Annotated in this window: 1 protein-coding gene (cut by a window edge); it reads right to left on the reverse strand. The window is 69.5% G+C overall.

Annotation, left to right across the window (positions count from 1 at the left end):
- Positions 1–22508: the 3' portion of a non-ribosomal peptide synthase/polyketide synthase gene (locus F5X71_RS32040; protein ID WP_167465349.1), read on the reverse strand. It continues 21256 nt past the right edge of the window; the window shows 22508 of its 43764 coding nt (coding positions 21257–43764); its start codon lies beyond the right edge, outside the window; the stop codon is at positions 1–3.

Consider the following 22508-nt stretch of genomic DNA (forward strand, 5'->3'; position numbering starts at 1 on the left):
CTACTCGGCGATGACGATCCGCACCTCGGGCTCGGCCACCTCGGTGGCTTCGGCCGGGGTGACGAACCAGTGCGTGACCTCGTTGTCGGCGAGATCACCGGCCGGGTCGCCGGTCGGCAGCACCGACAGGGCGCCCGCGGTGGCGGCGGCCAGGAACTCGAGCACGGCGGCGCGGCCGGAAACGGCCGTGGTGTACGTGGTCGACTCGTAGTCGAGCTCGTAGTCCTCGCGCACGTGTTCGGCCTGTGCCAGCGCCTCGGTCTGGCTGATCGAGAGCACACCGCCACCGGTCACGACGACGAAGGCCGGATCGTCTTCGCCGAGCGGGCGGACCCGGTCGGCATAGGACACCGGATGCGACGCCGCGGCGGCCAGCTCGGACTCGATGTCGGCGGGCACCAGCCAGTGAATCGTGCTGTCCGGCAACGGGTTCGACCCGATACCGAAGGTGGCGCCTGCCTCGGCCAGTTCATCCACCGCGAGCTCGCCCGCGAACAACAGTGCCGCACCGGCCTTGTGCACCGCCCACGCCGCGACCACCGCGTCCAGCGAGCGCGGCAGCGCCACCGCGACGATGTCGCCCGGTCCCGCACCGCGATCGATGAGCACCCGCGCCAGCTGCGAGGAGCGTCGATCCAGTACGTGGTAGGCGATCTCGTCACCGTCGGCGAGCAGCGCGGGCGCCTGTGGATCCTCCTCGACGACCTCGGCGAGCACCTTGGCGACCGTCTGCGCGCCGACCCTGGCCGTGGCCTCCGGCGCGGAAGCCGTTGCCGTGATGCCGGATTCGGTGAGCAGGCGGGCCCGTTCACCGGCATCGAGGATGTCGATGTCGCCGACCAGGGCGTCCGGATCACCGAGCAGCGCCTCGAGCACCCGGATCAGCCTGGCGGACAGGGTGCGCACCTCGTCCTCGGTGAACCGGCTGCCCAGGTACTTGAGCGTCAGCTCGATCGTCGACTCCGCGGTCACCAGCAGGGTCATCGGATAGTGCGTGGCGTCGTTGACGCCGACACCGGTCACCGACATGCCGTCGATGGAGCTGGCCGCCGAAATGGCTTCCTTGTCCATCGGATACGACTCGAACACCAGCAGCGTGTCGAACAGCGACCCGGTGCCGACCACCCGCTGGATGTCGGTGAGCCCCACATAGTGGTGCTCGAGCAGGTCGGCCTGGTCGTGCTGCAACCGCTCGAGCAACTTGCCGATGCTCTGGCGGTCGTCGATGCGCAGGCGCACCGGCAGCGTGTTGATGAACAGGCCGACCATCGATTCCACGCCGGGCAGCTCGGCCGGTCGACCGGAGACGGTGGCGCCGAACACCACATCGCCACGGCCGGTGAGCCGTCCGAGCAGGATGCCCCACGCCGCCTGCACCAGCGTGTTCACCGTGACGCCCAATTCCGCGGCGTGCTTGGTGAGTTGCCGGGTGCGGTCGGCGTCGATCTCGGTGATCTGCTTGCCGATCGCGTACTGCTCGGTCGAACGCGGTTGCGGCGCGAGCTGAGTCGGCTCGGTGACGCCGTCGAGCGCGTTCGCCCAGGCCCGCAGTGACGCTTCCCGGTCCCGCCCGGCCAGCCAGCCGAGGAAGTTGCGGTAGGAGGCCACCCGCGGCAGTGCGGACTGATCACCGCGAACCGCGTAGAGCACCAGCAGATCCCGCATGAGCAGCGGCATCGACCAGCCGTCCAACAGGATGTGGTGGGTGGTGATCGCCAGATGCCACTGCGCCTCGTCGGAGCGGAACAGGGTGAACCGCAGCAGCGGCGGCACCGCCATGTCGAAGTGCGTCGCCTGGTCGGCCGCCACCTGCCTGCGCAGTTCGGCGGTCCGCTGCTCGGCGGGCAGTTCGGTGAGATCCACCTCGCGCCAAGGCGCTTCGATCCGATCGAGCACCACCTGCACGGCCTGTCCGTCGGAATCGGTGACGAACGCGGTGCGCAGGTTGGGATAGCGGTCCACGATGCTTTGCGCGGCCGCGTGCAACCGCTCGACATCCAGTGCGCCGCCGAGGTCGACCACGGCCTGCATGGTGTACACGTCGACCGTCGCCTGGGTCATCATCGCGTGGAACAGCAGCCCGGACTGCAGCGGCGAGAGCGGCCAGACCTCGGCGAGCGCCGGGTACCTGCGTTCCCACTGCTCGATATCGGCCTGTCCGACCCGCACCAGCGACATGTCCGACGGGGTGAAACCGCCCGCGTCGGGCCGCTTGGCGTGGGAAGCCAGCGCGGTGAGCGCGGCGACCCAGAGATCGGCGAACTCCTGCACCTGTTCGCGCGTCAGCAGCCCGGTCGGGAAGGCGAACGACGCGCCGAGCTGCGGACCGTCCGTGCCGTCGGTGACGATCGCGTTGATATCGATCGTCGCGTTGGCCGGCATGTCCAGATCCATCTCGCCGTCGAGCTGACCGAGGTCGGCCACCGGCACCCAGCCGATTTCGGCGAGCTGCTCGGGGATCTCCCCGGCCGACATCCGGCCCAGGTAGTTGAAGCTGATCTGGCCCGCACCGCCGAGTCGCTGACCGGTGGCCGCGTTCAGGTACCGCAGCAAGCCGTAGCCGACACCCTTGTCGGGCACCGAAAGCAACTGCTCCTTCACCGATTTCACGATCTCGCCCAGCGCGGCCCCGCCGTCGAAGGCGTCGGCGAGGTCGGCGCCGTGCAGATCGAGCCGCACCGGGTAGGCCGTGGTGAACCAGCCGACGGTGCGCGAGAGATCCGCGCCCGCGACGACTTCCTCTTCGCGGCCGTGGCCTTCGAGCTTGATCAGGGCGGAGTCACCGTCGCGCCAGCGCGCGACCGCCATGGCCAGTGCGGAGAGCAGACCGTCGTTCACGCCGCCGCGGTAGAGGCCGGGGATCGCGGTGAGCACCGCGTCAGTGACCTCGGCGGGCAGCGTGACCTCGACCCGTTCCACGGTGGCGAAGGTGTCCACCTTCGGGTCGAAGGCACGCGCGCCCAGCAGCGGGTCCGGGGTGTTGGTGACCTGCTGCCAGAACGGCAGTTCCGCGACCCGCGCGGGTGCGGTGGCCTCCTCGACCAGGCTGTGCGCCCAGCGCCGCATCGAGGTTCCGTTGGCGGGCAGCGCCACCTGCTGGCCGGCGGCCAGCTGCGACCACGCGACCGCGAAGTCCGGAATCAGGATGCGCCAGGACACGCCGTCGACCACGAAGTGATGCGCGACGATGAGCAGCACATCACGCCGCTCGCCGGCGAAGGCGAACCAAATGAACTGCGCCATTACCGCGTTCGCCGGATCGAGCCTGCCGAGCGCGGCGTCGAAGGCCGCACTGCCGACCCGCTTGAGCTCCGCGTCGTCGACATCGGCGGCGAGCTCGACCCGGTGCACCAGGGCACCCACGTCGACCGCACCCTGCGGCAGCGCCTCGAACGTCCACTGATCGCCGCGCCCCGGCTCGTCGGAGCCGGTGCGGCGCAACCGCGTCCGCAGCACGTCGTGATGGTCGAAGACCGCCGCGACGGTGCCGACCAGCGTCTCCCGATCGATGCCGTCGGGCAGGCGCAACGCCATGGTCTGCGAGAAGCGATCGTAAGCCGAACCACCGCCGAGGATCTGAGTCATGATCGGCGTCAGCGGGATCTCGCCGACCCCGCCGCCGGGCAGCTCCTCGAGCTTGACCTGCTCCGAACCCGCGCCCAGGGTGGCGATCTCAGCGAGCGAGGCGACACTGCGCCGCTCGAACACCTCGCGCGGGGTGAACACCACGCCGCGCGCCTTGGCCCGCGAGACCAGCTGGATGGACAGAATGCTGTCGCCGCCGAGGGCGAAGAACGAATCGTCCAAACCGATCTGCTCGACACCGAGCACCTCGGCGAAGACCTCGGCGATGATCGCCTCGATCTCGCTGGCCGGCGCCCGGAACTCGCGCGGCGCCAGTACCGGCTCGGGCAGTGCCTTGCGGTCGAGCTTGCCGACCGGGGTCAGCGGAATCTCGTCGAGCACCATGATCGCCGAGGGCACCATGTGTGGCGGCAGGCTGCGCCCGGCGTACTCGCTCAGCGCCGCCGTGTCGATCTCCCGACCCGGCACGGCAAGCACATAGGACACCAGAATCGTTGCGCCCGCTGCGGTTTCGCGACCCAGGGTGATCGCGAACTCGACATCGGGATGACCGGCGAGCACGGTATCGATCTCGCCGAGCTCGATCCGGAAACCACGGATCTTCACCTGGAAGTCCGAGCGGCCCACGTAATCCAGTTCCCAGCGCACCTCGGGCACTGCGGCATTGCCCGCCCGCTCGCCGGGTTCGGCGAACCAGCGCACCACGTCACCGGTGCGGTACATGCGCGCGCCCTCATCGCTCCACGGGTTCGCGACGAAGCGCTCCGCGGTGAGGTCGGGCCGGTTGTGGTAACCCCGCGCCACCGCGCCACCGGCGAGATAGAGCTCACCGGCGACACCCGGCGGCACCGGGTTGAGGCGGTTGTCGAGGACCAGCGCCGACATGCCGCGCACCGGCAGACCGATGGTGACATGGCGTCCCGGCGTCAGCGACGCGTAGGAGGAGATGATGGTCGTCTCGGTCGGGCCGTAGGCGTTGAAGTACTTGCGGCCCGGGTACCACTTGGCCAGCAGCTCCGGTGTCGTGACATCGCCACCGACGGAAGCGACTTCGAGCGCCTCCATGCCCGCCGGATCCATCGTGCCCAGCACCGCCGGGGTGATGATGGTGTGGGTCACCTTCTCGGTGCGCAGCAGCTCCGCCAGCTCCGGACCGCCGATGATGCTCGACGGCACGATCACCAAGGTGGCGCCGGTGTATGCGGCACACAGCCATTCGAGCACCGACGGGTCGAAGCTCGGCGAGCAGATGTGCAGGAACCGGTGGTGCGCCTCGAGCTGGTACAGATCGGTCGCGACACCGACCAGCCCACCCATGCCGGCGTGGGTCACCGTGACGCCCTTGGGCATACCGGTCGAACCCGAGGTGTAGATGACATACACCGGGTGGCGCATCGCCAGCGACGCGATCCGGTCGGCGTCGGTCACCGACGCCGGGGATTGCGCCTCGATCGCCGCACCCAGTTCGGGATCGTCCAACCGCAGCCACTCGACATCGCGCGGCAACCGGTCCACGAACTCGGTGGCGGTGATACCGATGACCGCACCGGAGTCGTTCACCATGTGCCGCATGCGATCTTCGGGGTAGGTCGGGTCGATCGGCACGTGCGCGCCGCCGGCCTTTGCCACCGCCCAGAACGCCGCGACCATCTCGTAGGAACGCGGGAACGACAGCGCCACAATGCGTTCCGGGCCGACACCGCGATCGATCAGCACCCGAGCCAGTCGCGAGGAGTACTCGTCGAGCTCGCGGTAGGTGATCGAACGACCCTGGTAGCGGATGGCGATCTGCTCCGGGTTCAGCTGCGCGCCACGCTGCAGCAGGTCCGGCAGCAGACCTGTGGCCATCACGTCTTCGCCGTGCACGTGGGTGAGCAGCTCGTACTCGGCCTCGTCCAGCAGCGGCAGGTCGCCGATCGGGGTCTGCCGGTCGGTCGCGATCGCGTGCAGCAGTCGGGTGAACCGCTGCGCGAAGACCTCGACGGTCTCGTCGTCGAACAGGTCACGGGCGAAGGAGAACTCCGCGAACATGCCCGCGTTCGCGGACTCCGGTGCTTCCCGGATCGTCAGCGACAGATCGAACTTCGCGGTGTCGACGTCGAAATCGACCGCCGCGACCTGCAATCCGGGCAGCTCGAAGCTGGACTCGGGCAGGTTCTCGAACGACAACGCCACCTGGAACAACGGATGCCGCGCGGTCGAGCGCTCCGGGTTGAGCAACTCGACCAGCCGCTCGAACGGCAGGTCCGCGTGCGCGAACGCCTGCAGATCCGCATCCTTGGTCCGCGCGAGCAGGTCACCGAAGGTCAGGTCGCCCTCGACGTGCGAGCGCAGCACCAGCGTGTTGACGAACATGCCGATCACGTCGTCGAGTTCGGCCTCGCCGCGGCCCGCGATCGGGGTGCCGATCGCGATGTCGTCGGTGCCCGACATCCGCGCCAGGAACAACGCCAGCGCCGCGTGCACGACCATGAACATGGTCGCGTTGTGTTCGCGGGCGATCTCGGTGAGCCCGGCATGCAGCTCGCGCTCGATCGGGAACACCACGCGGCCACCCGCGAACGACTGGGTCGTCGGACGGGTCCGGTCGGCAGGCAGGTTGAGCTCGTCCGGCAGCCCGGCCAGCGCCGCGCGCCAGTACTCGGCCTGCTGCGAGATCAGGCTCGTCGCATCGGTTTCCGCGCCGAGCACCGCACGCTGCCAGAGGCTGAAGTCGGCGTACTGCACCGGCAGCGGCGCCCAGCCCGGGGCCACCCCGGCCGAGCGGGCCGCGTAGGCGAGCATCACGTCACGGGTCAGCGGGCCCATCGACCAGCCGTCGGCGCTGATGTGATGCGCGACGAACACGAGCACGTATTCCGCGTCGGTGACCCGGAACAGCTTGGCCCGCAACGGAACCTCGGTGGTGACATCGAAACCGGCGGTGACCACGTCGATGATCCGTGCCCGGATGTCCTCGGCAGCCACCGTTTCCGGCGTCAGGTCCGGCACCGCCTGCTCGGCGGGCAGGATCACCTGATGCGCGACCCTGCCCTGTTCCGGGTAGACCGTGCGCAGGGTCTCGTGCCTGCCGATGACGTCGGCCACCGCCTGCTGCAGCGCCTCGACGTCGAGTTCGCCGGTGAGCCGCACCGCGACAGGAATGTTGTTGACCGCCGAGGCGGTGTCGAACTGGTTGAGGAACCACATGCGCTGCTGCGCCAGCGACAGCGGAATCTGTTCCGGCCGTGTCCCGGCCACCAGCGCCTTGCGACCACCGGCACCGGCGTGCTGTTCGACCTTCACGGCCAAACCGGCCACCGTGGACGCCTCGAACAGCATCCGCACCGGCACCCGCGCGTCCAGTGCCGCACCGATGCGCGCCGCGACCTGCGTCGCCAGCAGCGAATTGCCGCCCAGCGCGAAGAAGTCGTCGTCCGCACCGACCCGCTCCACCCCGAGCACCTCGGCGAACACCGACGCCACGATCTCCTCGATCGGCGTCGACGGCGCACGAAACACCTGAGCCTCGAACTCCGGCTCCGGCAACGCCTTCCGATCCAACTTCCCATTCACGTTGAGCGGAAGCGCGTCGAGCACCACAAACGCCGACGGCACCATGTACGACGGCAACTCGGTCGACAGCACCGACTTCACCTGCGCCACATCGACATCCCCTGCCGCGGCGACCAAGTACGCCACCAGGCGATCACCGGTCTTGGGATCGGACTTGGCCACCACCGCCGCCTGCGCGACCTCGGGCAGCGCGAGCAACGCCGCCTCGATCTCACCGAGCTCGATCCGGAAACCACGAATCTTCACCTGGAAGTCCGTACGCCCCCGATACTCCAGTTCACCGGAACTGTTCCACGCCACGAGGTCACCGGTGCGGTACATCCGCACCCCGTGCTCGAACGGATTCGCCACGAACCGATCCGCGGTCAAATCCGCACGACCGAAATAACCCCGCGCCAACTGCGCACCCGCGAGGTAGAGCTCGCCGGACACACCGTCGGGCACCGGCTGCAACCGCGCGTCGAGCACATACACCCGGCTGTTCCATTCCGGCGCACCGATCGACACCGAGGTCTGATCCGCCCGGGTCACGCGGTGGCTGGTGATCGAGACCGCGGCCTCGGTCGGGCCGTAGAGGTTGAACAGCTCCACCCGCGGATAATCACGCACGAACCGCTGCGCCAACGCACCCGGCAACGCCTCACCAATCGCCAGCACCCGCCACAACGAGTTCGGGAAATCACCCGCAGTGAGCGCATCCAACATCGAGGGAACCACATGCAGCGTGGTCACCCACTCCCGCGCCATCAACTCATTCAAATACCCCGGATCCTGATGACCATCCGGCGCAGCAATCACCAAACGACCACCACACACCACAGCCGACCAAAACTCCCACACCGAAAGATCGAACGTCGCCGCAGTCTTCAACAAAACCGCATCAGCAGCATCCAAACCGAACTCGGTCACCTTCCACCGCAACTGATTCGCAATCGCCGCATGCGAAACCGCAACACCCTTAGGACGACCCGTCGAACCCGACGTGAAAATCACATACGCCGAATTCTCCGGACGCAACGGCGCAACCCGATCCACATCACCAACCGGCGCCGAAGCAAAACCCGCCAAATCCAGCTCATCAACACACACCACAGGCGCGACACCAGTAACAAACCCCGCCTCGGCATTGGTCAACACACACACCGGAGCAGCCGTCTCCAAAATGTAACCCGTGCGCTCAGCAGCATGATCCGGATCCACCGGCACATACACACCACCGGACTTCGCCACCGCATACATCGCCACAACCAAATCCACCGAACGCCGCAACGCCAACCCGACCCGCGACTCCGGACCCACACCAACAGAAATCAAATACCGCGCAAGACGATTCACCCGCGCATCCAACTCACCGTAGGTGATCGACGCACCGTCCTCGGTGACCAGCGCGACTTCCTTCGGCCCCGCCGCCACGGAGGCATCGAGCAGCGACACCAGCGTCGCCGCCGTATCGACCTCGTAGTCGGTCGCGTTGCGGCGCTCGAGGATCTGCGTCCGCTCCGCGTCGTCGAGCAGCGCGATATCACCGACCGCGGTGCGCGGCGCGGCGATGATCTCGCCGAGCAGCCGCGCGAACCGATCGACGAAGCCCTGCACCGTGTTCCGATCGAACATGTCGGTGGCGTAGGTGAAGAACCCGGTGATGCCTTCGGGTTCGCCCGCGTCGCCGTAACGGTCGGTCGCGATCAGGTGCAGATCGAACTGCGAGAGCTCGGTGTCGATGTCGAGCCCGGCCACGGTGAGTCCCGGTAGTTCCAGCGCCGACTGCGCCAGGTTCTGGAACGAAAGGCCGACCTGGAACAGCGGATGCCGTGCGGTGGACCGGACCGGGTTGAGCACCTCGACCAGCCGCTCGAACGGCACATCGGCGTTGGCGAACGCCTGGATGTCGGTCTCCCGTTGCCGCGCAAGCAGTTCGGTGAACGGTTCACCCGCATCGATACGGCTGCGGAACACCAGCGTGTTGACGAACATGCCGATCAGGTCGTCGAGGGCGGCCTCGCCGCGACCCGCCATCGGGGTACCGATGGCGATGTCGTCGGTACCCGAGAGCCGGGCCAGCAGCACCGCGAGCGCGGTGTGCACGACCATGAACAGCGTCGCGCCCTCGGTGCGGGCCAGTTCGATCAGCGCCCGATGGGTCGCGGCGTCGATCCGCAGCTCGACCTTGCCACCGGCGAAGGACTGCACCGCCGGACGCGGCCGGTCCGAGGGCAGGTCGAGCTGGTCCGGCAGCTCCGCCAGCGCGGCACGCCAGTAGGCGACCTGCTTGGCCGCCAGCGATTCCGCGTCGTCCTCGCTACCGAGCAGCTCCCGCTGCCAGATGCTGTAGTCCGCGTACTGGACCTCCAGCGGCGCCCAGGTCGGCGCCTCACCCGCGGAGCGCGCGGCGTAGGCGATCATCAGATCGCGGGTCAGCGGGCCGACCGACGAACCGTCACCGGAGATGTGGTGGATCACCATCGCAAGGACGTACTCGACCTCGGCGGCGTCCTCGGCCACCGAACCCGCGCTCTCCCCGGCGACCTGGAACAGCGCGACCTTCATCGGGACCTCGGTGGTGACGTCGAAGATCGTCGAAGTCAGTGCCACCACGGCGGATTCGATATCCGCCGGTGCGACCACGCGCACCTCGAGCCGCGGCACGGCCTGCGCGGGCGGCAAGATCACCTGTACCGGACCGCTGTCGGTCTGCGGGTAGATGGTGCGCAGGATCTCGTGCCTGCTCACCAGGTCGGTGATGGCCGCACGCAGCGCGGCCACATCCAGCGCACCGGTCAGCCGCACCGCGATCGGCACGTTGTAGGCCGCCGACTGGGTGTCGAACCGGTTCAGGAACCACATGCGCTGCTGCGCGAGCGAGAGCGGAATGTGCTCCGGGCGCGGCCCTGCGGTCAGCGCCTTGCGCCCACCGGCGTCCGCGTGCTGCTCGACCCGCACCGCGAGCGCGGCGACGGTCGAGGCCTCGAACAGCAGGCGCACCGGCACCCGAGTGTTGAGCGCCTCGCCCAGACGCGCGGCGACCTGCGTCGCCAGCAGCGAGTTACCGCCCCAGGCGAAGAAGTCGTCGTCGAGGCCGAGTCGTTTCGATTCGGCCCCTTCGCGATCCGCGATCCGCAGCACGTCGGCGAAGGTGTTCGCGACGATCTGCTCGATCGGGGTGACCGGCGCCCGGAAGACCGCCTTCTCGAAGGTGGGCTCCGGCAACGCCTTTCGGTCCAGCTTGCCGTTCGCGTTGAGCGGCAGCGCGTCGAGCTGGATGAGCACCGACGGCACCATGTACGACGGCAGCTCAGCGGCCAAGGCCGACTGCAACTGCCGCTTGTCGAGCTCACCCGCCCTGGTCACCACGTAGGCGACCAAGCGGTCCCCGATGCTCGGATCGGTGTGCGCGAGCACGGCGGCGGCCGTGATCGCCGGCTGCCGCAGCAGCGCGGCCTCGATCTCGCCGAGCTCGATGCGGAAGCCACGGATCTTGACCTGGAAGTCGGTGCGGCCCCGGTAATCCAGCTCGCCCGCGGCATTCCACGCCACCAGGTCGCCCGTGCGGTACATCCGCGCACCGGGCGCGCCGAACGGATCGGCGACGAACCGGTCGGCGCTCAGCTCGGGCTTGCCGAAGTAGCCGCGCGCCAATTGCGCACCCGCCAGGTACAACTCACCGGAGACACCCACCGGCACCGGCCGCAGCCTGGTGTCGAGCACGTAGACCCGGCTGTTCCACTCCGGCGCGCCGATCGGCACCGCGAGCTGATCGGCATCGGTGACCAGGTGGCTGGTGATGGACACCGCGGCCTCGGTCGGGCCGTACAGGTTGTAGAGGTCGGCAGGGTTGTCACGACGGAACCGCTGCGCGGTCGTCGCGGGCAGCGCCTCACCGATGGCCAGCACGCGACGCAGCGAGTGCGTCAGGCGACCACCGGATTCGGTGAGCAGCGCGTCCAGCATCGACGGCACCACATGCAGGGTGGTGACCAGCGTGGCGCGCATCAACTCGTTCAGGTAGGCCGGATCGCGGTGGCCGTCGGCCGCCGAGATCACCAGGCGCCCACCGCATACCGCGGCGGTCCAGAACTCCCAGACCGAGAGGTCGAAGGTGGCCGCGGTCTTCAGCAGGATCGCGTCGTCCGCGCCGAGGCCGAAGGTCGCTGTCTCCCACAGCAACTGGTTGACGATGGCCGCGTGCGGCACCGCGACGCCCTTGGGCTGGCCGGTCGAGCCGGAGGTGAAGATCACGTACGCGGTGTCGGCCGGGGCCAACGCGGCGCGCCGCTCGGCATCGGTCACCGGCTCGGCCCCGAACGCCGCCAGGTCGAGCGCGTCGAGCTGCACCGTGTCGGCCGCCGCGGTACGGAAGCCGTCCCGGCCGGTGGTCAGCACGCAGACCGGTGCCGCGGTGGCCAGGATGTAGTCGGTCCGCTCGGCGGGCTGGTCCGGATCGATCGGCACATACGCCGCACCGGATTTCGCGACCGCGTACATCGCGACCACGAGATCGGTGGAGCGGCGGATGGCCAGTGCGACCCGGTCCTCCGGGCCGACGCCACGCTGGATCAGGTAGCGCGCCAGGCGGTTCACCCGTGCGTCGAGGGCGGCGTAGGTCAATTCCTGCTGACCGGTGGGATCGTCGGCGACGAGCGCGACCGCCTTCGGGGTGGTCGCGACCGTGGCGTCGAGCAGCGAGACCAGCGTCGCGGTCGAGTCGACCGCGTGCGCGGTGTCGTTCCACGTGGTGAGGATGCGCTCGCTCTCCTCGGCCGCCAGCAGCTCGATCTCGCCGACCGGCAGGGTGGCGTCGGCGACGACCGCGTCGATCACCCGGACGAACCGGTCGGCGAAGCCCTGCACCGTGGCCTCGTCGAACAGGTCGGTGGCGTAACCGAATTCGGTCACGATCTCGGCCGGGGTGCCGTCCTCGGCGTAGCGGTCGTAGAGCGTGACGTGCAGGTCGGTCTTGGCCAGCTGCGAGTCGAAGTTGACCGCGCTCACCGAAAGGCCCGGCAGTTCGAAGGTGGTCTCGGCCAGGTTCTGGAACGAAAGACCCACCTGGAACAGCGGATTGCGCGCGGTGGAGCGGACCGGGTTGAGCACCTCGACCAGCCGCTCGAACGGCACGTCGGCGTTCGCGAACGCCTCGAGGTCGCGTTCCTTGACGTCGGCGAGCAGGTCGGTGAACCGGTCACCCGCCGCGACCCGGGTGCGGAACACCAGGGTGTTGACGAACATGCCGATCAGATCGTCGAGTTCGCGTTCGCCACGACCCGCGATCGGGGTACCGACCGCGATGTCGTCGGTGCCGGACAGGCGCGAGAGCAGCACGGCCAGCGTCGCGTGCACCACCATGAACAGCGAGGCGTTGTTGGCCCGCGCCAGCTCGTGCAGACGGGCGTGCCGCTCGGGCGAGATCTCGAACCGAATCGCCTTGCCCTGGAACGACTGCGCGGGCGGGCGCGGCCGGTCGGCGGGCAGCTCCAGCTGATCGGGCAGCCCGGCAAGCGCCGTCTTCCAGTAGGCGACCTGCTGTGCGGCCAGCGATTGCGGGTCCTCTTCGGACCCGAGCACCGCGCGCTGCCACAGCGCGTAGTCGGCGTACTGCACCGGCAGCGGCTGCCACTGCGGCGCCTCGCCCTGCACCCTGGCCACGTAGGCGGCCATCACATCGCGCGCCAGCGGGCCCATCGACGAGCCGTCGGCGGCCACGTGATGCACGGTGAAGGCGAGCACGTGCTCGTCGCCGCTGATCCGGAACAGCGCAACCGCGAGCGGCACCTCGACGGTGACGTCGAAGGTGGTCAGCGCGAAACCGATGACGGCACCGAGCAGTTCGGACTCGGTGACCTCGACCGGGGTGAGCGCGCCGGGCGCCTTGGCCACCGGCCCGATCACTTGGTGTGGGCCATCGGCCGAGCGCGGGTAGGTGGTGCGCAGCACCTCGTGCCGGGCGAACACGTCGCCGATCGCCTGTTCCAGCGCGGCCACGTCGAGGGTGCCCGAGAGCCGCACGGCCAGCGGGATGTTGTCGACCGCCGAAGTGGCCGTGTCGAACTGGTTGAGGAACCAGTAGCGCTGCTGGGCCGGCGAGAGCGGGATGCGCGCGGGACGTTCCCCGGTCTCCAGCTTGGGCCGCTGCCTGCCCGAGCCCGCGTTGCGCTCCACCCTGGCCGCCAGCGCGACCACGGTCGAGGCCTCGAACAGGTCGCGCACGGCCAGCTGGGTGTCCAGCGCGGCGCCGAGCCGCGCGGTCACCTGGGTGGCCAGCAGCGAGTTGCCGCCGAGAGCGAAAAAGTCGTCGTCCAGGCCGACCCGGGTGACACCGAGCACGTCGCCGAAGGTGCCCGCGACGATCTCCTCGATCGGCGTGGCAGGCGCGCGGAACACCTTGGCCTCGAACACCGGCGCGGGCAGCGCCTTACGGTCGAGCTTGCCGGAGGCGTTGAGCGGGAACTCGTCGAGCACCACGAACGCCGAGGGCACCATGTACGCGGGCAGCTCACCCGCGAGTTCGCTACGCACGCCGTCGATGTCGACGACCTGCCCGGCGCTCGGCACCACATAGCCGACCAGCTGGTCGCCGAGGCGGTCGTCGGAGCGCACGACCACCACCGACTGGGCGATCGATTCCAGTGCGGTGAGCGCCGACTCGATCTCGCCGAGCTCGATACGCAGACCACGCAACTTCACCTGGAAGTCGGTGCGGCCCAAGTACTCCAGTTCACCATCGGCGGTCCAGGAGACCAGGTCACCGGTGCGGTACATGCGTTCGCCGTCCGCGCCGAAGGGATTGGCCACGAACCGATCCGCGGTCAGCTCCGGACGCGCGACATAGCCGCGCGCCAATTGCGCACCGGCCAGATACAGCTCGCCGGCCACCCCGACCGGCACCGGGTGCAGGCGCGAATCCAGCACGTACACCTGAGTGTTGAACACCGGCGCACCGATCGGCACCGACGCCGTGTCGGCCTCGGTCACCTCATGGAAGGTGACATCGACCGCGGCCTCGGTCGGACCATACAGGTTGTGCAACCGCGCACCGGTCAACTCCCGCAGCCGCTGCGCGGTCACCGCGGGCAACGCCTCACCGGAGGCGAAAACATTACCCAGACTGACGCATTCGCCCGCACGCTCCTCAGCGACGAACACCGAGAGCATCGACGGCACGAAGTGCGCGGTGGTGACGGCTTCGGCGGTGATGACCTCGATGAGGTAGCCGGGGTCACGGTGACCGTCCGGCTTGGCGACCACCAGGCGCGCGCCGACCTGCAAGGGCCAGAAGAACTCCCACACCGACACGTCGAAGGTGGCCGGCGTCTTCTGCAGCACCACGTCGGTGCTCGCCAGACCGTATTCGGCCTGCATCCAGACCAGGCGGTTGACGATCGCGGCATGGCTCACCGCGACGCCCTTCGGGCGACCGGTCGAGCCGGAGGTGAAGATCACGTACGCGGTGTTCGACGGGCGCAGCGGGGCGACCCGCTCCGCGTCGGTGACCGGCGCGTCCGCGTAATCGGTCAGCGTGATCCGATCGATCTCGACGGTGCGGGCGGTGCCCGCGTCGAAACCGTCGCGTGCCGTGGTGAGCACGCACACCGGCTGCGCGGTGTCGAGCACGTAGCGGGTGCGCTCGGCCGGATGATCGGGATCGAGCGGCACGTACGCACCGCCCGCGACGCTGACCGCGTACATGCCGACGACCAGATCGATCGAGCGGCGCATACCGAGGGCCACCATCGAGTCCGGGCCGACACCGAGCGAGAGCAGGTGGCGCGCGAGACGATGCACCCGCGCCGCGAACTCGCCGTAGGTAACCGTCGTCCCCTCGAACGTCACGGCGGCGGTCTCGGGGGTCCTGGCCACCTGCGCCTCGAACATCGACACCAGGGTCGCGGCCGCGTCCACCGGATGCGCGGTGTCGTTCCAGCGTGCGACGACTTGCGCGTGCTCGGCCGCATCCAGCAGCTCGATGTCGCCGATCGCCGCGGTCGGATCCGCGACCACCGCCGACAGCAGCCGGACCAGCCGGTCCGCGACGCTCGCGATCGTGGCCGCGTCGAACATGTCGGTCGCATAGGCGAATTCACCGATCATGCCGTCGGCGGCGCCGTCGGCGTCGACCCGATCGGTGAGGCTGAGGTGCAGATCGAACTTCGCGGTCACCACATCGAGCGGCACACCGGCGACCTCGAGGCCGGGCAGCTCGAACGAGGCCTCCCCGGTGTTCTGGAACGAGAGCATCACCTGGAACAGCGGATGGCGCGCCTGCGAGCGGGCCGGGTTCAAGATCTCGACCAGCCGCTCGAACGGCAGGTCGGCGTGCCCGAACGCCGCCAGGTCGCTCTCCTTGGTGCGCGCGATCAGATCCGCGAACGGCTCGGCCGGATCGACCGCGCTGCGCAGCACCAGTGTGTTGACGAACATGCCGATGGCGTCGTCGAGCACGGCCTCACCGCGGCCGGCGACCACGGTGCCGATGGCGATGTCGTCGCTGCCCGAAAGACGCGCCAGCAGTGCGGCGAACGCGGCGTGCACCACCATGAACAGGCTGGCGCCGTGCGCCCTGGCGAGCGCGTTGAGTTCGCGCTGCAGGTGCGCGTCGAGCGAGAACTCGTACACGCCACCGCGATTGGACGCGACCGCGGGCCGCGACCGGTCCGTTGGCAGGTCCAGCTGGTCGGGCAGCCCGGCGAGGTTCGCCGACCAGTAGGCGACCTGCTGTGCGATCAGCGAGGTCGGGTCGTCCTCGGAACCGAGGGTTTCCCGTTGCCAGAGTGCGTAATCGGCGTACTGCACCGGCAGCGGCGCCCACGACGGCGCCTCGCCGCGCGAGCGCGCCACGTAGGCCACCATCACGTCGCGGGCCAGCGGCCGCACCGACCAGCCGTCACCGGAGATGTGGTGCACGACGAACACCAGCACGTGGGTGTCGGGCTGCGAGCCGTCCATCGAGCCCGCCACCCGGAACAGCGCCGCCCGGACCGGAACCTCGGTGGTGACGTCGAACCCGGTCAGCACCAATTCCGCGACCCGGTCCTGGATATCGGTCTCCGACACCTCGATCGGGGTGAGCTCGATGGCGTCCTGGCCCGCGGGCAGCACCACCTGCACGCCCTGACCGTCCGCGGTCTCCGGGTAGACGGTGCGCAGCACCTCGTGCCGGTCGACCACGTCGGCCACGGCCTGGCGCAGCGCGTCGGTGTCCAGCGTGCCGGTGAGCCGGACCGCCAGCGGGATGTTGTTGACCGCGGAATCGGTGTCGAAGCGGTTGAGGAACCACATCCGCTGCTGGGCCAGCGACAGCGGGATGCGCGAGGGGCGCTGGCCCGCAACGAGTTCCCTGCGTCGCCCGCTGCCCTGGTGCGCCTCCATCCGCGCGGCGAGCGCGGCCACGGTCGGCGCCTCGAACAGCATCCGCACCGGGACGCGGGTGTCCAGCGCGGCACCGAGCCGGGCGACCACCTGCGTCGCGATGAGCGAGTTGCCGCCCAGGTCGAAGAAGTCGTCGTCGAGGCCGACGGCGCGTTCGCCCTCGGCGGGCACCAGCCCGAGCACCTCGGCGAAGGTGTTGGCCACGATCTCTTCGATCGGGGTGGACGGTGCGCGGAATTCCCTTGCCTCGAAGGCGGGTTCAGGCAGCGCGCGCCGATCCAGCTTGCCGTTGGGGTTCAACGGCATCGCGTCGAGCACGACGATGGCGGCGGGCACCATGTAGGAGGGCAGCTGCGTGGCCAGATGCGCGCGCAGCTCCGCGATGTCCACCGTGGCGCCCGCGACGGGCACCACGTAGCCCACCAGCTGATCACCGGTGTGCGCGTCCGAGCGCACCAGGGCGACCGACTGGGCGACCGAATCGTGTGCGGCGAGCGCGGTCTCGATCTCGCCGAGCTCGATCCGCAGGCCGCGCAGCTTCACCTGGAAGTCGGTGCGACCCAGGTACTCGATGGCCCCGGTGTGGTCGCGGGTGACCAGGTCACCGGTGCGGTACATCCGGGCGCCGGAAGCGCCGAACGGGTTGGCCACGAACCGATCCGCGGTCAGGTCGGTCCGGCCGTAGTACCCGCGAGCCAGCTGTGCGCCCGCCAGGTACAACTCGCCCGCCACCCCGGCAGGCACCGGGTGCAACCGGCCGTCGAGCACGTAGGCCTGCGCGTTCCACACCGGAAGACCGATGGGAACAGCGCCTTCCACGTCGGCGGCGACCGGGCCGTGCGTGGCGTGCACGGTGAACTCGGTGGGGCCGTAGAGGTTGTAGAGCGCGGCCGAGCTGACCCGGCGCAGGGCGGTGACCGCCTCGGCGGTGAACGCCTCACCGGCGACGAACAGCGCGCGCAGCGAAGCCAGTGCCGCACCGGCGCCGCTCGCCTCGATGTTCCCGGCGAACACGGTGAGCATCGACGGCACGAACGAGGTCATGGTGACCCGCTCGGACGCGATCACTTCCGCGAGGTACTGCGGGTCGCGATGCCCGTCCGGCGTGGCGACCACGATGCGGCCGCCGGTGGTCATGGGGCCGAACAGCTCCCACACCGACACGTCGAAGGTGGCCGGGGTCTTGAACAGCACGATGTCGTCCGCGCCGATGCTGTATTCGCCGGTGATCCACCGGATCTGGTTGACCACGGCGGCGTGCGGCACCGCGACGCCCTTCGGCCGCCCGGTCGAGCCGGAGGTGAAGATCACGTACGCCGGGTGCTGCGGACGCAACGGCGCGATCCGCTCGGCATCGGTGACCGGCTCCTCGGCGTACCCGGACAGATCGAGGGTGTCGATCGTCAGCGTCGCGCGGCCCGCGGCGTCGAACTCGTCGCGCGCGGTGGTCAGGACGCAGACCGGGTCTGCCGAATCGAGCACATAGTTCACCCGTTCGGCGGGCTGGTCGAGGTCAAGCGGCACGTAGCCGCCACCGGCGGCCTGCACCGCGTACGCGGCGACCACCAGGTCCACCGAGCGACGCAGCCCGAGGGCGACCAGGCTCTCCGGCCCGACGCCCGCCTCGATCAGCTTGCGCGCCAGCCGGTTGACCCGCGCGCCGAATTCGGCGTAGGTGAGCGAGGTCGCGGTGGCCGGGTCGACGACCGCGGTCGCCGCCGGGGTGGCCGCCGCCTGCGCGGCGAACTCGGCGACCAGCGTGCTCGGCGCGCCGAGCGCACGCGCGGTGTCGTTCCAGCCGCGCAGCGCCTGTGCGGTCTCCTGCTCGTCGAGCAGGGCGAGATCGCCGACCGGCCGATCCGGCTCGGCGGCGAGCGCGCGCAGCAGGCGGTTGAAGCGCTGACCGAACCGCGCGATCGTGTCCGGATCGAAAAGATCGGTGGCGTAGATCATTTCAGCGCTGATGCCGGCCGCCGCGGTGCCCGCGGTGGTCTGCTCCGACAGCGTCAGCTGCAGGTCGAACTTGGCCACGTCGATCGGCAACTCGACGCCGCTGACGGTAAGGCCGGGCAGCTCCAGGCTGTTCTGGCCGAGGTTCTGGAACGAGAGCATCACCTGGAACAGCGGGTGGCGCGCCTGCGAGCGCACCGGGTTCAGGATCTCGACCAGCCGCTCGAACGGCAGATCGGCGTGCCCGAACGCGGCGATATCGGCCGCGCGCACCGTGCGCAGCAGATCGGTGAAGGTCGCGCCGTGATCGATCGGGGTCCGCAGCACCAGGGTGTTGACGAACATGCCGATCAGATCGTCGAGCGCACGCTCGCCGCGACCGGCGACCGGGGTGCCGATAGCGATGTCGTGCTCACCCGAGAGCCGCGAGAGCAGCACGGCCAGCGCGGTGTGGGTGACCATGAACAGCGTCGCGCCCCTGGTGCGGGCGAGTTCGGTGAGCCTGGCGTGGGTTTCGGGATCGATCTCGAAGGCGTGCGTCGCGCCGCGACCGGAGGCGAGCGCGGGCCGCGGCCGGTCGGCGGGCAGATCCAGCTGCTCGGGCAGCCCGCGCAGCGCCTCGGACCAGTACGCGATCTGCTGAGCGATCACCGATTCCGCGTCGTCCTCGGCGCCGAGCACCGCGCGCTGCCACAGCGCGAAGTCCGCGTACTGGACTTCCAGTGGCCGCCAAGCGGGTTCGCCGCCCTCGACGCGAGCGCCGTAGGCGGTCATCACGTCCCGGGTCAGCGGGCCCATGGAGAAACCGTCGGCCGAGATGTGGTGCACCACGATGGCCAGCACGTGCTCGGTGGGGCTGATCTCGAACAGCCTGGCACGGAACGGAACCTGACTCGTGACGTCGAAGGCGGTCAACACCAGTTCCGAAAGCCGCAGCGGCAGTTCGGCTTCGGTGACCTCGAACGGCGCGAGGTCGGGAATCACCTTGCCGGTGGGCACCGTCGCCTGGTACGCGGTGCCGTCCACCTCCGGGTAGTAGGTGCGCAGCGACTCGTGCCTGGCCAGCACGTCGGCCACCGCGACCTGCAACGCCTGCCGGTCGAGCAGACCGGAAAGCCGCACCGCGGCCGGGATGTTGTCCACCGCCGATTCCGGATCGAACCGGTTGAGGAACCACATGCGCTGCTGGGCCAGCGACAGCGGCACCAGCTCGGGCCGCTGCTGGGGCACCAGCGCCGCGCGGGCACCGGCACCGGCGTGGGTCTCCGCGCGGGCGGCGAGCGCGACCACCGTGGAGGCCTCGAACAGCTCACGCACCCCCAGATCGGTGTCCAGCGCGGCCGACAGCCGCGCCGCGACCTGGGTGGCGCTGAGCGAGTTGCCACCGAGGGAGAAGAAGTCGTCATCCAGGCCGACCCGCTGCACGCCTAGCACCTCGGCGAAGGTCGCGGCGACGATCTCCTCCACCGGCGTGGTCGGGGCGCGGAACACCGCGGCCTCGAACACCGGCGCGGGCAACGCCTTGCGATCCAGCTTGCCCGAGGCGTTGAGCGGGAACTCGTCGAGCACGATGACCACCGACGGCACCATGTACGCGGGCAGCCGCTCGGCCAGATCCTCGCGCAGCAGTTCGGTGTCCACCCCGGCACCGGGCGCGGCGATCACATAGGCGACGAGCTGATCGCCGATGTGCTGGTCACCGCGGACCACGACGACCGCCTGCGCGACCTCCTCGAGCGCGCTCAGCGCGGCCTCGATCTCGCCGAGCTCGATCCGCAGACCGCGCAGCTTCACCTGGAAGTCGGTGCGGCCCAGGTACTCCAGCTCACCGGCGGCGTGCCACTGCACCAGGTCACCGGTGCGATACATCCGCTCGCCCGCACCACCGTAGGGGTTGGCCACGAACCGGTCACTGGTCAGGTCCGGGCGCGCGACGTAGCCGCGCGCCAGTTGGGCGCCCGCGAGATAGAGCTCACCCGCGACACCGACCGGAACCGGCCGCAGCCGCGAATCCAGCACGTACACCTGGGTGTTGAACACCGGGGCGCCGATCGCGACGGTGTCGGTATCGGTGTCGACGACCTCGTGGAAGGTGACGTCGACCGCGGCCTCGGTCGGGCCGTACAGGTTGTGCAGTGCCGCGCCGGTCAGCTCGCGCAGGCGATGCGCGGGCTTGGGCGGCAGCGCCTCACCGGAGGCGAACACCAGCCGCAGCGAATCGCACCGCGCCGCGGCGCCGTCGGCGACGAACACCGCGAGCATCGACGGCACGAAGTGGGTGACGGTGATCCGCTCGGCGCTGATCACCTCGGCCAGGTAGGCCGGGTCGCGATGGCCGTCCGGCTTGGCGATCACCAGGCGCGCGCCGATCTGCAAGGGCCAGAAGAACTCCCACACCGACACGTCGAAGGTGGCCGGGGTCTTCTGCAACACCGCGTCGGCGGTGTTCAGCTGGTAGGCGCTCTGCATCCACACCAGGCGGTTGACGATCGCCGCGTGCGCGACGCCGACGCCCTTGGGGCGGCCGGTGGAACCGGAGGTGAAGATCACGTACGCGGTGTTCGACGGCCGCAGCGGCGCCCAGCGATCCGCGTCGGTGATCGGCTCGTCGGACAGCCCACTCAGGTCGAGCAGGTCGATGCGCACCTGGGCGGTGTCGATCTCGAGATCGCTGCCCGAGGTGAGCACGCAGACCGGATCGGCCGTCGCCAGAATGTATTCCGTGCGCTCGGCCGGATGATCCGGATCGAGCGGCACGTACGCGCCACCGGCCGCCGCGACGGCGTACATGCCGATGACGAGGTCGACCGAGCGCCGCATGCCCAGTGCCACATACGATTCCGCGCCGACGCCGCGGGCGATCAGCCAGCGGGCGAGCTGGTTGACCTTTCCGCTGAACTCGGCATATGAGAGCGTCACGAAGTGACTCGGTGAGGGTTGGTGGTCGGGCGACAGGTGAGCCGGAGTTGTCCCCTCGAAGGTGAGCGCGGTCGCGTCCGGGGTCCGTTCGGCCTGCGCGTAGAACATCGAGACCAGGGTCGCGTCCGTGTCCACCGGGTGCGCGGTGTCGTTCCAGCCGGCCACCACGAGCTCGCGTTCGACGTTGTCGAGCAGCTCGATATCACCAACGGGCACACCGGGTTCGGCGGTGATCGCGGTCAGCACCCGGAGCAGGCGATCGGCGATGCGGCGCACGGTCTGCTCGTCGAACAGGTCGCGCAGGTATCCGGCGCGCACCCGCAGCTTGGAGTCCAGCTGGGCGATGAGCGTCAGCGGGTAGTGCGTCGCGTCGGCGGCGTCGAGACCGATCACGGCCATGCCGTCGATATCGGCGGCCTGTTCCCGGATGCCGTCGGCGTCGACCGGGTAGGACTCGAAGACCACCAGGGTGTCGAACAGCCCGCCGATGCCCGCCGCGGACTGGATGTCGGCGAGGCCGACGTAGTGGTGATCGAGCAGGTCGGCCTGCTCGCCCTGGGTCCTGGTCAGCAGCTGCTGGGCGGACTCGGCCGGATCGAAGCGCACCCGCACCGGCACGGTGTTGATGAACAGCCCGACCATCGACTCCACCCCGGTCAGCCCGGCCGGGCGGCCGGAGACCGTGGTGCCGAACAGCACGTCCTCGCGGCCGGTCATCCGGCCGATCAGGATGCCCCACGCGGTCTGCAGCACCGTGTTCGGCGTGACACCGAGGGAGGCGGCCAGCGCGGTGAGCCGCGCGGTGGCCTGCTCGTCGAGTTCGAAGAAGTACTCACCCGACAGCGAGGTGATCTCGCGGCCCGCGTCCGGGCGGGCAAGCAGGGTCGGCTCGCTGACCCCGCGCATGGCGTCCGCCCACACCGCGACCGAGGCCGAATGATCCTGCTGCGCCGTCCATTCCAGGAAGTTGCGGTAGGAACGCACCGCGGGCAGCACACCGCTGTCCGCGTGCGCGGCGTAGAGCACGAGCAGATCCTGCATGAGCAGCGGCATGGACCAGCCGTCGAGCAGGATGTGGTGGTTCGACACCACGAACTGCCAGCGCTCGCGCGCCACCTGGATCAGCGTGAAGCGGA

The organism is Nocardia brasiliensis (genome assembly GCF_011801125.1).
Taxonomy (GTDB): domain Bacteria; phylum Actinomycetota; class Actinomycetes; order Mycobacteriales; family Mycobacteriaceae; genus Nocardia; species Nocardia brasiliensis_C.